Here is a 12,715-nt window from a genome sequence, read left to right on the forward strand (position 1 = left end):
TCGGGACGGGACGTCATCGACCTTCGATCCATCACCGAAACGTCTCCCGCGCACGCCGGACGTAGCTGTTGTTCGCCCAGCTACGGGCGTCGCTCATCCCGTCGAGTAGCGTTGCTGCATCGGTTTCGGTGAGCACGCCGTTCCGGACGAACACCGCCAGCAGCTTCGGCGTCGTCACCAGGCGAGTGTCGATCAGCGACGCGTGGACCAGGCCGAGCCGATTGAACTCGTCGCACAGAAACATCGCCGCATCCGTGTCGTTCGCGAGCGTGACCGCAGCGTTCTCCCCGTCGTCGAGCGGGAAGTCCGCATCGAGCTCGCTCTGCCGGACATCGAGTTCGTCGCGTCGATCGAGTACCGCTTCCGCAGCCTGGCCCTGCGCGTCCGCGTACGACGCGACGTCTTCGAGTTCGCTCACGACCGCTCTTGGAACGAGAAGCTCGTACTCGCGGTAGAGACAGTCGAGCGGCGACGGATCGTGGTCGGCGACGGTCCCGAGGCTGACGAGGGCCGACGTGTCGGCAACGACGCGCGCCATCTACAGGTCGGCCAGCTCCTCTGTGAGAGAGTCGTCGAGCTGGCGCTTTAGCACCCGGAAGTTCGCCGCCTCTTCGGGGCCAACGAGCGCCTTCAACTGCTCGAATGTGATCTCGTCGTCGTAGTACGCACCCGCAATTTCCTGGGTCAGCCGGTCGTCGTGGGCGGCGTCCCGGAGGTACTCGCGGAGCGCGTCGGTCAGCACGTCGGTGCGGTCGGTCCCGAGGACCGTCGCCAGCGCGTCCGCGCGCTCGACGAGCTTCTCGGAGGCGCGGAACTGGACGCGGCGTTTGTCGCTGCTCATCTGTGTGCTGGTTGGCAGCCGGCTGCAAAGAGGTTTGTGTACGATGTGAGCCAAGTCTTGTAGTGTCCGTGAGCGAGCGAAGCGAGCGCCGGAGGGAGTACGCGGTATTTTTGGTCCAGATTTTTGCCCGAACGAGGGAGCGTAGCGACCGAGTGAGGTGCAAAAAGGTGGGGTTGAATGGGCCGGCGCGAATTCGAATCGCGGTTACGGCCACCCGAAGGCCGAAGGATACCAAGCTACCCCACCGGCCCGCGGCCGAAACCACGAGCACGAGCGTGTTAACCCTTCCGTCTCAGCGTGGTCTCGACTCGGAGCAGCTACTCGACGGCGAAGTAGCGATCCCAGTGATGCCGACAGCCGGGATTGAACCCGCCGTCACACTGCGGGCAGCGATGGTCGCAGTCGAGATACGCCGCTATCGAGAGCTGCGCGCCACACCGTCCGCAGAGCACGGCCGGTTCGTCGAAGCGCGCCGGCGGCCATCGGCTGGCCTCGTGATCGGCGAGCGCCTCGTGGCACTCGATGCAGGGGTAGAACGTTTCACAGCACGGGAGCGCGATGGCGACCACGTCGCGATCGGTCCGGTAGTGCCGACAGCGCGTTTCGGCGTCAACCTCGACGCCGCGGAGCGGCACGTCGAGTGCGTGGTCGTCGGTCGCGGTGGAATCGCCCGCGTCGGCACGATCGGTCATCAGTACTGCGTGTACCCTGCGGTGTCGAGCCAGTTGTGTGCGATCGTGATAGCGTGGTCGGCGTGGAGTCGTTCGGGACCGAGGCGCACCCGCGTGTCCGCGACTCCTTCCAGAAGGCCGGTCTCGTCGTCGGCGAAATCGCGGTGATCCGACAGCACGAACGCCGGTTCCTCCGGTGGGTCGATCTCTCCGACGGGGTCACCGTCTTCGTGGAGCGCGACGACGGTGCTCTCCTCAGCGACCTTCTCCAACACCGGTTCGAACCCCCGCCGTGAGAGGAAGACGCCCGGCGAACTCTCGACTTCCATGTGGCCGATGGCCTCCTCGCGCGAATCGAGCGCGTTCCGGATCAGCGCGGCCGTCGAGCGCTCGTCGGGATTCAGCCGACGGAGCTCGCCCCCCTCGAAGCGCACCGCGAACTCGTCGGCGAGCACGAGCCACACCCGAACGTTCTCGCGGAGGTCGTGCGAGAGGAAGAACGCCGAGTTCACACACCGACAGAGCACGTCGAGCCGCCCCGCACCACCGGCGAGATCGTCGAGCGAGAAGTCGGCGGTCGTGGGGGCGTCGTGACCCGAGACGACGAACTGGCGCATATTCCTCCTGACGACCGGGAACGAATAGCCCCGTCGATCACCACGTCAGGCCTTCGTAGGTGAGCCCCTCACGCGGCTCGACGATCCGCCGACCGTCGACCACTATCTGACTACTCATCTCTCCGAACGCGTCGTCGAGCGCCGCAAACTCGTCCCAATCGGTGACCACGAGCGCTCCCTCTGCATCTCGGAGCGCGTCGGCCGCCGAATCGGCGTACTCGATGTCGGGGTACTTCTCGGCCATCGCGCCCGCAGCGACCGGATCGTAGGCCGCCACGTCAGCGCCGCGCTCCAGCAGCCCCGCGATGATCGGCGTCGCGCGCGACCCGCGGATGTCGTCGGTGCCGGGCTTGAACGCCAATCCGAGCACCGCGATCCGCTTGCCCGCGGGATCGACGTGGCGCTCGAGCAGTTCGAGCATCCGCTCTGGCTGGCGATCGTTGACGTCGACGATCGCGTTGAGCAGCGTCGGGTCGTAGCCCACCGAGCGCGCGGCGGCCCGCAGCGCGTCGGTGTCCTTCGGGAAGCACGAGCCGCCCCACCCCACACCGGAGCGGAGGAACCGCTCGCCGATCCGGTCGTCGAGCCCGATCGCGTCGGCGACCTCGTACGAGTCGACGCCGAACTCCTTGCAGACGTTGCCGAGCTCGTTGATGAGGCTGATCTTCCCCGCGAGGAAGACGTTGTTCGCGTACTTTACCATCGCGGCCTCGCGCCGACCGGTCTCGACGATCGGCACATCCTCATCGTTCGCAGCGACCAGCGGCTCGTATACCCCGTGCAGTCGTTCGAGCGCGCGATCATCGCCGTCCTCGGTACCGAAAACGAGCTTGTCGGGTTCGAGGAAGTCCGTGACTGCCGAGCCCTGGCTCTGGAATTCGGGATTGACCGCGACGCCGAACTCCTCGCCCGCACGCTTGCCCGAGGTCTCTTCGAGAATCGGCACGAGCCGTTCCTCGACCATCCCCGGAATCACGGTGCTTTTGACCACGACGAGGTGGTAGCCCTCGGTCGCGGCAAGCTCCTCGCCGATGTCTTGCATGCCCGCCTCAACCACCGAGAGATCGATGCTGCCGTCCTCGCGGGTCGGGGTCTGGAGCGCAACGAACGTGACGTCGGTCTCGCGGAGGGCGGCGTGATCGGTGGTCGCGTGGAGCCGGTCACCGGCGTGGGCCGCAACGCGCTCGTCGAGCCCCGGCTCGTGGATCGGTGTCTCGCCTGCGTCGAGCGCTGCCACGATGTCTTCGTCGATGTCGATCGCGACCACGCGGTGCCCGAGATCGGCGAGACAGGCTGCGACGCTCGTGCCGACGTAACCGCTGCCGACGACTGAGATGTCCATGCTGGCTCGTTCACCACCTCCTGCCTTGAGCGTTCGGATGGATGCCGATTCAGCCAATACAATCCATTCCAAAGGCCGATCGAACCGATGAACAGATTTTTGCGACCCGGCGCTGGACGGGAAGACATGAAAGCTGTCGTGCTGGCTGCCGGCGAGGGAACCCGTCTCCGGCCGCTCACCGAGGACAAGCCGAAGGGAATGGTCGAGATCGACGGAAAACCTATCCTGACGCACTGTTTCGAACAGCTCGTCGAGCTGGGCGCGAGCGAACTCCTCGTGGTGGTGGGCTACCAGAAGGAGGTCATCATCAGCCACTACGGCGACGAGTTCGAGGGCGTCCCGATCACGTACGCCCACCAGCGCGAGCAGGCGGGGCTCGCCCACGCCCTCCTCACCGTCGAGGAGCATATCGACGACGACTTCATGCTCATCCTCGGCGACAACATCTTCGATGCGAACCTCGCGGACGTCATCAACCGTCAGCGCGAGGACCGCGCCGACGCGGCCTTCCTCGTCGAGGAGGTCCCGATGGAGGAGGCCAACAGGTATGGTGTCTGTGACACCAACGACTACGGCGAGGTCACCGACGTCGTCGAAAAGCCCGAGAACCCGCCGACGAACCTCGTCCTCACCGGTTTTTACACGTTCACGCCAGCGATCTTCCACGCCTGCCATCTCGTCCAGCCCTCCGCGCGCGGCGAGTACGAAATCTCCGAGGCGGTCGACCTCCTGCTCCGCTCCGGACGGACTATCGACGCGATCCGGATGGACGGCTGGCGGATCGACGTGGGCTATCCCGAAGACAGGGACGAAGCCGAACGACGCCTCCAGGAACAACGTGGCGAGGCCAGTGCGGATGCGGACGCTGAGTCCGATTCAGAAGCCGAGACGGCGGACGCGACTGGGAACGAGTAACGAACGATAGAACTACGCGCTACGGAGCCGCTCGCGGATCGTCTCCTCGACGGTGTGTTCGGCCGACCACCCCAGGTCAGCAGCCGTGCGTGACGTGTCGACTGGGAACGAGTCGACGAGCGTCTCGCCCGACCGTGGGTTCGAGATGATTTCGACGTCGGTGTCGATGTCGCGCTCGTCGGCCGCCACGTCGGCGATCAACTGGGCGAGTTCCTGTACGCTCGGGTCCTCGTCGCTTGCGAGTTCGTACTTCGTGGTGCCGGTGTCGCCGCGATCGAGTGCCTCGACCATCGCCTCTGCGCTGTCGACGTAGGCCCGTGCGACGTCCTCGACGTGGACGTAGTTGCGCGATTGGGTGCCCGGCTCGTACACGGTAAGCGTCTCGCCCGCGAGCGCACGATCGAGGAAGAAGTTCGTCACCGTCCCTTTCGAGACCCGATCGCCGTCGATCGTGTGATCGCCGTAGAGGTTCGCGATCATGAACTGGTGGGCCGGGAACGCTCCCTCGGAAAAGGATTCGATCGCCCGCTCGTTCAGGAGCTTGGTCCGGCCGTACCAGTTGAGCGGATCCCGGGGATGGTCGACCGTGATCGGGAACTCTTGTGGATCGCCGATGACGCCCATGCTGAACGGGAAGATCAGCCCCGCCCTGTGCTTCCGGCAAAACCACGCCACGTTCTCGGTGCCCTGAACGTTGACCTCGTAGGCGAGGTCCGAGTGGTCCGCACAGTCGTCGACGCCGCTGAGGGCGGCGAGATGCATCACGATGTCCGCGCCGGCGAGCGCGTCTTCGAGTCGATCGCGGTCGCGGACGTCGACGTGTTCGACCGCGACGTCCCCGATCTGGCGGATGTCGCCGAGATAGAAGTTGTCGAACGCCCTGATCTCCCACGCCGGGTAGGCGGCTTGGAGCTGTTTGACGACACAGCTTCCGATGTACCCCGCCGCGCCGGTGATCGCGACGGTCATGGTTTCCTCGCTCTCGCTGCCGACCTCGGTGTCGGTCCCGCTCATCCCGTGAACCTCCCTGCGAGTTCGCGAACGCCCTCGCGGAGCGTGTATTCGGGTTCGAAACCGGTCTCGTCGAGCCGGTCGAAGTTCACGTGGTAGGAGGGGCCGGGGTGTTCGTCTTCGAGGTATGTCACGTCCACCGTGTCGATTTCCTCGCTGATGAGTGTAGCGACATCCGCTATCCGATAGTTCCCGTCGTTCGTGCCCACGTTGTAGACGGGTTTCGACCACTCGCCCGGGCGGAGCACGGCGTCGCGGTAGGCCCGCGCGGCGTCACGAACGTGGATGAACGGCCGCCAGTTCGAGCCATCCCCGTACACGGTGAGTGGGCGGCCGGTGAGCGCCCGGAAGACGAACTGGTTCACCACGAGGTTGAACCGGATGCCTGGCGCGTCGCCGTACACCGTGCTCAGCCGGATCGCGGTCCCGTCCATGTCGTACTCGGCCGTGTACTCGCGGAGCAGTTGCTCGGACTCGTGTTTGGTTTCGGCGTAGGGGTTTATCGGATCGGGGTCGACCGTCTCGTCGATATCCGTGCTGGTCGCTCGGCCGTAGATGTTACACGAGGAGGCCACGACGACCCGCCCGACGCCGATCTTCCCGGCGGCGGTGAGCACGTTCCGGGTTCCCTCCAAGTTGGTCGCGTAGGTCTCCTCCCGGCGGTCGTGGGTGCTGTCCGCGCCGGTGATCGCCGCGAGATGGACGATCCCGTCGACGCCTCGGACCGAGCTCTCGACGTCGCCGTACTCCCGGACATCGCCCTGTCGGAAGTCGATGGCCTCGACACAGCCCAACAGGTTCCGCGGCGACCCCGTCGATAGGTCGTCGAGCACGACGACTCGGTCGACACGATCGTCTTCGCACAGCAGCGGCACCAGCGCGCTCCCGATGTAGCCACAGCCGCCGGTGACGAGGAGATCCATCAGTCCTCCCGGTCTTCGAGCACGTCCGGCAGGAACCGGTCCTCGTGGGACGTGATGATCTCTGCCTGGTCGGTCATCGCCCTGAGCACCTCGTCCATCCCGGTCTCGAAGTCTACCGACTGACCGTCGATCAGGTCGTCGTAGCGGTCGTTCTCGATCTCCATCTTGTGGGTTTCGTCCTCCTCACGGGGGTTCTCGACGTGCTCGACCGCAACATCGAGATCGTACTCCGCACCCACGTCGGCGATGGTTTCGGCGATCTCGACGATGCTGATCGCGCGCGTGACCTGGTTGTAAACGGTGTGGGGCGCGGGCCGGTCGTCGGGATCACACAGCGCGAGGCGTGCGAGCCCCTCGACCGCGTCCTCCAGGCTCACGAACGGCTTTCGCTGCTCACCCTTGCCGTACACCGTCAGCGGGTAGCCCGCGACCGCTTGGGCCGCGAAACGATGAGCGACCACCCCGAAGTAGTAATCGAAGTCGAGGCGAGTTGCGAGTCGGTCGTCCGCACGGGTCTCGTCGGTACCCGACCCGTAGACGATCGCGGTCCGCACATCACTAATCGGGAGATCGAACTGGGTGTTCGCGAGCCGGAGGTTCGCCGCGTCGTGGCTCTTGGTGAGGTGGTACCACGAGCCCGCCATCGCGGGGAACGGGACCTCGTCGCGGTCGCCGTCGTTCTCCATCGTCGCACCACCCTCCGGGATCGGGAACTCGGGCGCACCGTAGACGCCCGTGGTGGTGGTCTCGACGAAGTGGGTGTCGTCGAGTCCTGCCTCGTGGAGTCCCCACAGGAGGTTTCGAGTGGCCTGCATGTTGTTGTGCTGGGTCTCGTTCGCGTGTTCGCCGTTGATCTGTGAGTACGGCGCGGAGGGCTGGGCAGCGGTGTGTACCACCGTGTCCGGCTCGTGGACTGCGAACAATTGATCGACGAACGCTCGATCCGTGAGGTCGCCCTCGACGAACGAAAGGTTCGTGAGCCCCTGCTCTTCGGCGGCCGCGACGCGCTCCTCGATCGAGACGACTGGTGTAGCGCTTTTCGCGCCGACCGACGCTACCCACTCGCGGCGCGCACCGTTGTCCACGCCGAGTACGCGCTCGCCGGTCCGCTTCGCGATCCTGAGGGCCGTTGGCCAGCCGACGTAGCCGTCCGCTCCAGTGACGATGATCGACATTGGTTACTCAGTTTCTGAGTAACTATTCCACCAACAAAACGCTTTCCCCTCGGGTATGGGTGATGTTCACACGAACAGACCTAGCGAAAAGTAGATCCCGGGTTCGATCGTGGCTCACGTCAGCCGGTCGGCGATCCCTGCAGCGATGGGCAGCCGAGGGGATTCGCCCTGGTAGGCTTTGATCATGAGGTAGGCCCACGCGACGAACCCGCCGACCGCGGCCACGAGCCAGACCAGTCCGAGGATCAGCGAGAACAGGCTCCCGACGAGAAACCCGCCGGTGGACCCGCTGAACGTCGCTACCGACACTGCCGTGCCGAGGAACGTCAGCGCGATGTACGCCACGAGGAGCACGCCAGTGAACGCGATGCTCTGGGCGGCGTGCCACCGCACGAACGGGTCATCTTTCTCGATCAGATAGAAGATCAGCCCCGAGACCATCCCAAACAGGTACGACAGCGCGCCTGCAGTGTTGCTGTCGAGTCCCGAGTCGCTCTCTACGGCCGCTGTGGGTTCGTTCTCTATGTCGATGTCTTGTGTGCTGCTTGCCATTGGTTGCTCCGCTGTATGGTGGGTGTTCGTCCGCCCGTACGAACCGCCGGCGGGATCGCCGCCAACGGGTATGTTGAGGCGTGTTGAGGGGTTATACTCACCGAACGAGATCGTCTCATGCCGTGAGACGATCTCATCACGTGAGACAGATTCACTCGATGTGTACGTTCTCGCACACGTCCTCCGGCCGTGGTTACCGTGCTCGGGAACACAAATGGATCTCGACGCAGTCGTGGACGCGTACGGACCAATCGAGTGTGCTGGCAGTGCTGTACTCTCACGTTATTCCGCCGCAGCGAGGGATCACCGGAAATCCCATTCCGGACTCGGTTATCACGGTCCCCACGCGGAGACGTACTTAGACACGCTACAACAACGATTTAGTAGCTAGACAACTAGGCGTTGGTATGCCGAGCGCGAAGGCAGAGGATTACATCAAAGCGGTGTACCAGCTCCAAGACGGTGACGAGCCGGTCGCCACGTCGGACGTCGCCGATGCGCTTGGCGTCACAGCACCGACGGTGACAGCGACGATGAAGCGGCTCCAAGAACAGGGGCTCGTCGAGCGCGAGGAGTACAAAGGCGTGCGACTGACCGCTGAGGGGGAGCTGGTCGCGCTCGAAACTATCCGCCATCACCGACTGCTCGAACTGTTTCTCACTGAGCATCTCGGGTACGACTGGACCGAGGTTCATGACGAGGCCGACCAGCTCGAACATCACATCAGCGAGCGGCTCGAAACCGAACTCGCAGCCGTCCTCGAGAACCCGAGCGCCGACCCTCACGGCGCGCCGATTCCGACCGAAGACCTCGAACCCACCGACGCCGACGACGATCCGCTCTCGGAGTACGACGAGGGTGAGACGGTGATCGTCACACAAGTGGCCGACAGCGACGCGGAGGTGCTCGACTACCTCGCCGACGCCGGCATCACGCCCGGTACACGTCTCGATATCACCGAGATCGCGCCGTTCGGGATGCTTACTGTCGCGTCCGACGACGCCGACGATACAGTCTCGCTCCCCAAAGAAATCGCGACCGCCATCCGCGTTCGCGATACCGATTCCGAGGCTCCCGATAACGGGATGACGCTGACCAGCTGATCCCATCGTCATCCCGACGCGACCGATCTCTGCACCGACGGTCGGCATCAGAGAACCCCGAGAACGAATCCCACGCCCATGGTGACGAGGACGACGGCGGAAAACAGCGGGAAGTACTCTGCAACGCCTTCCATCCGCTCCTCGTACTGCTGGTACCCCGCGATCAACACCATCGTGAGCCCGACGAGGGCGACGAGAACGGCGAGCGCATAGGTCATCATCAGTTCGAGACACCGGTCGGAGCCCAAACAGAGACCGATGATCTCGAACTCCTCTTCGTGGGCGAACCCGAGCACGAACGCCGTCCAGACGATTCCGGACAGATTCTGTGCCCCATCTCCTTCGATCGAGGAGCGGTCGTGGGAGTGTCCGCCGCCCCGGAAGACGCGCTTCACTCGTTCGGTCACTCCCGACGTTTCTGCGTCCCCGTGATCGTGACGATCGTCCTCGTGGTGGTGGTGATCCTCGTGGTGCTCGTGCTGGTCGTGGTTATGACCGTGATCGTGGGTGTGGTCGTGTCCGTGACCGGAGCTGTACTCACGAATTCCGAGAAGGATGAGCAAACATCCCGCGACGAGACTGACGGGCCCGCCGATCTGGACACCGAGAACCGAAACGGGATCGTTGATCTGGGTCAGATCGAAATACGATTTGGCGAGGAAGAACACGGCGACCACGGCGAGCGAACTCACGAGATGTCCGAGTCCCAACAACGAGCTCGCGACGAAACCGCTCCACCACTTGTTCGAGCGGTTGAGGGCGTGGGCTGCGGCGATCGGCCACCCGTGTCCGGGTTCGGCTCCGTGGATCAGGCCGAGAACGGTCGCCCCGAGAAAGAGGGCGAAGGGTTCGCCTCCGGCCATTTCATCGGTAGATGTGGATCTCCGTGTAAAGCGATTGTTATGGTCGATTCGGAGAGATCGTAATAACGGAGGCTAAAGACCGCGGAGTCCGAACGGCGATCTATGCGGACGAGTGTGAACATCCCCGAGGAAGTTCTGGGAACGTTCGACGAGACGTGGCAAACCCAAGGGATGGAATCACGATCGCGTGCGGTCAGGGAAGCGATCCACGAGTACGTGGAGCGACACACCACTCTCGAAGAGATCGACGGTGACGCCGTCGCTGCCATTGCGTTCGACTACGAACATACGCTGATCATCGAGGAACTCCACACACTCCAACACGAGTTTGAGGACGTGATCGCGACGACCCATCACCTCCACCAGGGGGAGTGGTGTCTCGAATCGGTTTTCTGTCACGGGCCGGCCGACCGAATCCGCGAACTCGTCTACCAACTGCGGGATTTCGATGCCGTCGGTCGCGTCAACGTCACGTTCCTACAGCCGACACAATAACACACGCTCGTTGGTCCCGGAAACGGTTTCGGACGCGTTTCCAGGGGGGAAGGAGGTACTCCGTCTTTCCCGATCCCTCGGAAGTTAGATGGTCCACGACAGCGAATCGTTACCGAAGCGTACCGCTCTGTCAGTGGGTTTACTAACTATCCTCGATCCACTGTTCCGGTAGCGGTCGTGTCAGCATTCGCGTGGATAACTCCCAGCAGCCGTTGGAGCTTCCAGTCGATCGGCAGCGTTTAGCCTAATCTAATTCAATACTTAGTGCGGAACCTTTATTGCCTTTGCAGCTACACTCTCGTGTGAGATGAACGGTATACTTCGTGTTAGCTCACGTTTCGGTTCCAGCTTCGAGGGCTGGAACCGTCGTGAAGGAGTGGCGGAGCGGTGATCGCCCTCCAACTCGGCCTACCGGAGGGCCTCGGTATCCTCGTCGGTTCCTGGCGCGAAGCATTCGTCCAGGTCTCGGCGTTCGTCGGCGCGACGATTCTCCTGTTCAGTCTCGTCCAGTATCGGTTCGATGGCCAACTTACCGAATGGCTCGAGGCGAACGAACGCGCCCAACCGCTCACCGGTGCGCTGCTCGGGCTGACGCCGGGCTGTGGCGGTGCCATCATCGCGATGCCGCTGTACATCCGTGGGACGGTTAGCTTCGGGACCGTCGTCGCAGCCCTTGCAGCAACCGCGGGCGACTCGGCGTTCATCATCCTCGCGCTCGCTCCCGAAGCGGCACTGTACGCCTACGGGCTCGCGTTCGTCGCGGCGGTCCTGTTCGGCTACGCCATCGACATCTTCGGGCTCGGTGTCGGCTACGTCGACAACGCGGTCGAGCGCATCGGTCGTCCGATGACTGACGGCGGGTTTTCGACAACGAGTGTCGCTCAGGGCGGCCCGAGCATTGCCGACTACGACGGTCCTGACCACCACGACCACGATCACGGCAGCGATATGCCGAGCTATCTGCCGAACTCCCGGCTGCTCGAACGCGCGAGTCATGCCGTCCACGTCCTATGGTGGACGGTCCTCGCGGGCGCGCTCGTCGCCGGTGTGCTCTATCTCGCGAAAGGTGCACAGGAGCCCGCATGGGAGATCGCGCCCACGTACGACGGTCTGTTCACGATGGCTGGCCTCCTCGGTACCACGCTGTCGTTCTATCTCTACTTCATCGGCCGCCACTACATCGGCGAGGGCGAGACCGGCCGCGTCATGGATTCGTTCGACAGCCTCTACAAGACCTTCCAGCACTCCGCGATGGAGACCGCGATGGTGACCGTCTGGGTCGTTGCCGGCTACTTGCTCTACGAGTACGGGCTCTTACTTACGGGGCTGGATATCGCCGGGCTCGCGGCAGCCGCGGGTATTCTTGCCCCGATCGCGGGCGCGGCCCTCGGCCTCATCCCCGGCTGTGCGGCCCACATCGTGTTCGCACAGCTGTACGCCCTCGAAGAGGCGATCCCCTTCTCGGCGCTCGTCGCCAACGCCATCAGTCAGGACGGCGACGCGCTGTTCCCGCTGATGGCGATCGATATGAAGGCCGCCATCATCGCGACCATCTACACCACGATCCCAGGGGTCATCGTCGGCGTCCTCGTCTACTACTTCTGGCCATATGCTCAGTTCGGCTTCGGGGTGATCGGATGACGGTCGTTCCGATTCACGACACCGGCGATGGAAGACCGGCGCGAACGAACTGTGTGAGGGGTGACTGACGTGTACGAGCGTATCCTCGTCCCGACCGATGGGAGCGATCCCGCAACCGCTGCGGTCCAGCACGCGCTCGAGCTCGCCACCCAGCACGATGCGATCCTCCACGCCCTGTTCGTCATCGACACCGACAAGAGCTGGTTGATGGTCTCGCGAACCGAGGTCGACGACGCGATCAGGGACATCGGGCAGGAGACCAGCAAACAAGTCCTCGGCGAGGTCGAAGCCACGGCTGCGGACGCTGGTGTCGAACTTGTCACGGAGGTTCTCGAGGGAACGACCGACGAGCGAATTCTCACGTGTGCCGCCGACGACGGCGCGGATCTCATCGTGATGGGGACGCATGGCCACTCGGGGCTCCAACGCCGTCTCCTCGGGAGCGTCACCGAGCGGGTCATTCGAGGAGCCGATGTCCCCGTCATGGCGGTCAGTACTGACGACGGAGACGCCACCTGAAACGACCTGATTACTATCTCAGAGGCAATCTATTAACAATTACTACC

15 protein-coding genes and 1 tRNA gene are annotated in these 12,715 nt (G+C 63.8%); 5 read left to right on the forward strand and 11 right to left on the reverse strand.

The genetic code is table 11. From position 1 onward, the window contains the following. Positions 1–31: 31 nt before the first annotated feature. The 6 genes from C449_RS02905 to aglM form a co-directional block, all read right to left on the reverse strand. Positions 32–538 (reverse strand): hypothetical protein, encoded by a 507-nt coding sequence (locus C449_RS02905; protein WP_006076413.1) that lies wholly within the window; start codon positions 536–538, stop codon positions 32–34. Continuing rightward, the gene (locus tag C449_RS02910; RefSeq protein ID WP_006076414.1) at positions 539–841 is read right to left on the reverse strand and encodes a ribbon-helix-helix protein, CopG family; all 303 of its coding nucleotides are present in this window, start codon (positions 839–841) and stop codon (positions 539–541) included. 178 nt (positions 842–1,019) lie between these two features. Beyond that, positions 1,020–1,092 (reverse strand) — tRNA-Pro (locus tag C449_RS02915). Positions 1,093–1,158: 66 nt separating this feature from the next. Then, a complete protein-coding gene (locus C449_RS02920) occupies positions 1,159–1,533 on the reverse strand; it encodes a CHY zinc finger protein (protein WP_006076415.1) in 375 nt (124 codons plus the stop codon). Continuing rightward, positions 1,533–2,129, reverse strand: coding sequence for a tRNA (pseudouridine(54)-N(1))-methyltransferase TrmY (trmY, locus tag C449_RS02925; protein WP_006076416.1), 597 nt, complete (start codon positions 2,127–2,129; stop codon positions 1,533–1,535). The genes C449_RS02920 and trmY overlap by 1 nt, the downstream gene beginning before the upstream one ends. Positions 2,130–2,166: 37 nt before the next feature. Continuing rightward, on the reverse strand, positions 2,167–3,471 hold the full coding sequence (gene aglM, locus C449_RS02930) for a UDP-glucose 6-dehydrogenase AglM (RefSeq protein ID WP_006076417.1): 1,305 nt from the start codon (positions 3,469–3,471) through the stop codon (positions 2,167–2,169). Between the two features lie 126 nt (positions 3,472–3,597). Between aglM and aglF the strand changes: the two genes are divergently transcribed. Further along, entirely contained in the window at positions 3,598–4,386 is a 789-nt protein-coding gene (aglF, locus tag C449_RS02935) for a UTP--glucose-1-phosphate uridylyltransferase AglF (protein WP_006076418.1), read from the forward strand. 12 nt (positions 4,387–4,398) lie between these two features. On the opposite strand, the gene C449_RS02940 is transcribed toward aglF, so the two are convergent. The 4 genes from C449_RS02940 to C449_RS02955 all read right to left on the reverse strand — a co-directional run bounded on the left by C449_RS02940 (position 4,399) and on the right by C449_RS02955 (position 8,047). Continuing rightward, a complete protein-coding gene (locus C449_RS02940; RefSeq protein ID WP_006076419.1) occupies positions 4,399–5,400 on the reverse strand; it encodes an NAD-dependent epimerase/dehydratase family protein in 1,002 nt (333 codons plus the stop codon). Further along, positions 5,397–6,320: an NAD-dependent epimerase/dehydratase family protein gene (locus tag C449_RS02945; RefSeq protein ID WP_006076420.1), complete on the reverse strand. Its 924-nt coding sequence runs from the start codon at positions 6,318–6,320 to the stop codon at positions 5,397–5,399. The genes C449_RS02940 and C449_RS02945 overlap by 4 nt, the downstream gene beginning before the upstream one ends. After that, positions 6,320–7,495 carry an NAD-dependent epimerase/dehydratase family protein gene (locus C449_RS02950; protein WP_006076421.1) on the reverse strand — a complete coding sequence of 392 codons (1,176 nt, stop codon included), beginning with the start codon at positions 7,493–7,495 and terminating at the stop codon, positions 6,320–6,322. The genes C449_RS02945 and C449_RS02950 overlap by 1 nt, the downstream gene beginning before the upstream one ends. 114 nt (positions 7,496–7,609) lie before the next feature. Continuing rightward, on the reverse strand, positions 7,610–8,047 hold the full coding sequence (locus C449_RS02955; RefSeq protein WP_006076422.1) for a DUF4870 domain-containing protein: 438 nt from the start codon (positions 8,045–8,047) through the stop codon (positions 7,610–7,612). 407 nt (positions 8,048–8,454) lie between these two features. Here C449_RS02955 and C449_RS02960 point away from each other — a divergent pair, with 407 nt between their 5' ends. Further along, entirely contained in the window at positions 8,455–9,150 is a 696-nt protein-coding gene (locus tag C449_RS02960) for a metal-dependent transcriptional regulator (protein WP_006076423.1), read from the forward strand. Positions 9,151–9,197: 47 nt separating this feature from the next. On the opposite strand, the gene C449_RS02965 is transcribed toward C449_RS02960, so the two are convergent. Further along, positions 9,198–10,013, reverse strand: a complete 816-nt coding sequence (locus tag C449_RS02965) for a hypothetical protein (RefSeq protein WP_006076424.1) — start codon at positions 10,011–10,013, stop codon at positions 9,198–9,200. Between the two features lie 102 nt (positions 10,014–10,115). Between C449_RS02965 and C449_RS02970 the strand changes: the two genes are divergently transcribed. The 3 genes from C449_RS02970 (at position 10,116) to C449_RS02980 (ending at position 12,668) form a co-directional block, all read left to right on the forward strand. Further along, complete coding sequence (locus C449_RS02970) at positions 10,116–10,508, forward strand: CopG family ribbon-helix-helix protein (RefSeq protein ID WP_006076425.1); 393 nt, start codon at positions 10,116–10,118, stop codon at positions 10,506–10,508. Between the two features lie 387 nt (positions 10,509–10,895). Next, positions 10,896–12,149, forward strand: coding sequence for a putative manganese transporter (locus tag C449_RS02975; protein WP_006076426.1), 1,254 nt, complete (start codon positions 10,896–10,898; stop codon positions 12,147–12,149). 60 nt (positions 12,150–12,209) lie between these two features. Further along, positions 12,210–12,668, forward strand: a complete 459-nt coding sequence (locus C449_RS02980) for a universal stress protein (RefSeq protein WP_006076427.1) — start codon at positions 12,210–12,212, stop codon at positions 12,666–12,668. Positions 12,669–12,715 lie beyond the last annotated feature (47 nt).

Origin of the sequence: Halococcus saccharolyticus DSM 5350, from assembly GCF_000336915.1 — an archaeon.
Lineage (GTDB): Archaea > Halobacteriota > Halobacteria > Halobacteriales > Halococcaceae > Halococcus > Halococcus saccharolyticus.

Coding starts and splice junctions, on each gene's coding strand:
- C449_RS02905 (WP_006076413.1), bottom strand. CDS start 538: ATGGCGCGCGTCGTTGCCGACACGTCGGCCCTCGTCAGCCTCGGGACC.
- C449_RS02910 (WP_006076414.1), bottom strand. CDS start 841: ATGAGCAGCGACAAACGCCGCGTCCAGTTCCGCGCCTCCGAGAAGCTC.
- C449_RS02920 (WP_006076415.1), bottom strand. CDS start 1,533: ATGACCGATCGTGCCGACGCGGGCGATTCCACCGCGACCGACGACCAC.
- trmY (WP_006076416.1), bottom strand. CDS start 2,129: ATGCGCCAGTTCGTCGTCTCGGGTCACGACGCCCCCACGACCGCCGAC.
- aglM (WP_006076417.1), bottom strand. CDS start 3,471: ATGGACATCTCAGTCGTCGGCAGCGGTTACGTCGGCACGAGCGTCGCA.
- aglF (WP_006076418.1), top strand. CDS start 3,598: ATGAAAGCTGTCGTGCTGGCTGCCGGCGAGGGAACCCGTCTCCGGCCG.
- C449_RS02940 (WP_006076419.1), bottom strand. CDS start 5,400: ATGAGCGGGACCGACACCGAGGTCGGCAGCGAGAGCGAGGAAACCATG.
- C449_RS02945 (WP_006076420.1), bottom strand. CDS start 6,320: ATGGATCTCCTCGTCACCGGCGGCTGTGGCTACATCGGGAGCGCGCTG.
- C449_RS02950 (WP_006076421.1), bottom strand. CDS start 7,495: ATGTCGATCATCGTCACTGGAGCGGACGGCTACGTCGGCTGGCCAACG.
- C449_RS02955 (WP_006076422.1), bottom strand. CDS start 8,047: ATGGCAAGCAGCACACAAGACATCGACATAGAGAACGAACCCACAGCG.
- C449_RS02960 (WP_006076423.1), top strand. CDS start 8,455: ATGCCGAGCGCGAAGGCAGAGGATTACATCAAAGCGGTGTACCAGCTC.
- C449_RS02965 (WP_006076424.1), bottom strand. CDS start 10,013: ATGGCCGGAGGCGAACCCTTCGCCCTCTTTCTCGGGGCGACCGTTCTC.
- C449_RS02970 (WP_006076425.1), top strand. CDS start 10,116: ATGCGGACGAGTGTGAACATCCCCGAGGAAGTTCTGGGAACGTTCGAC.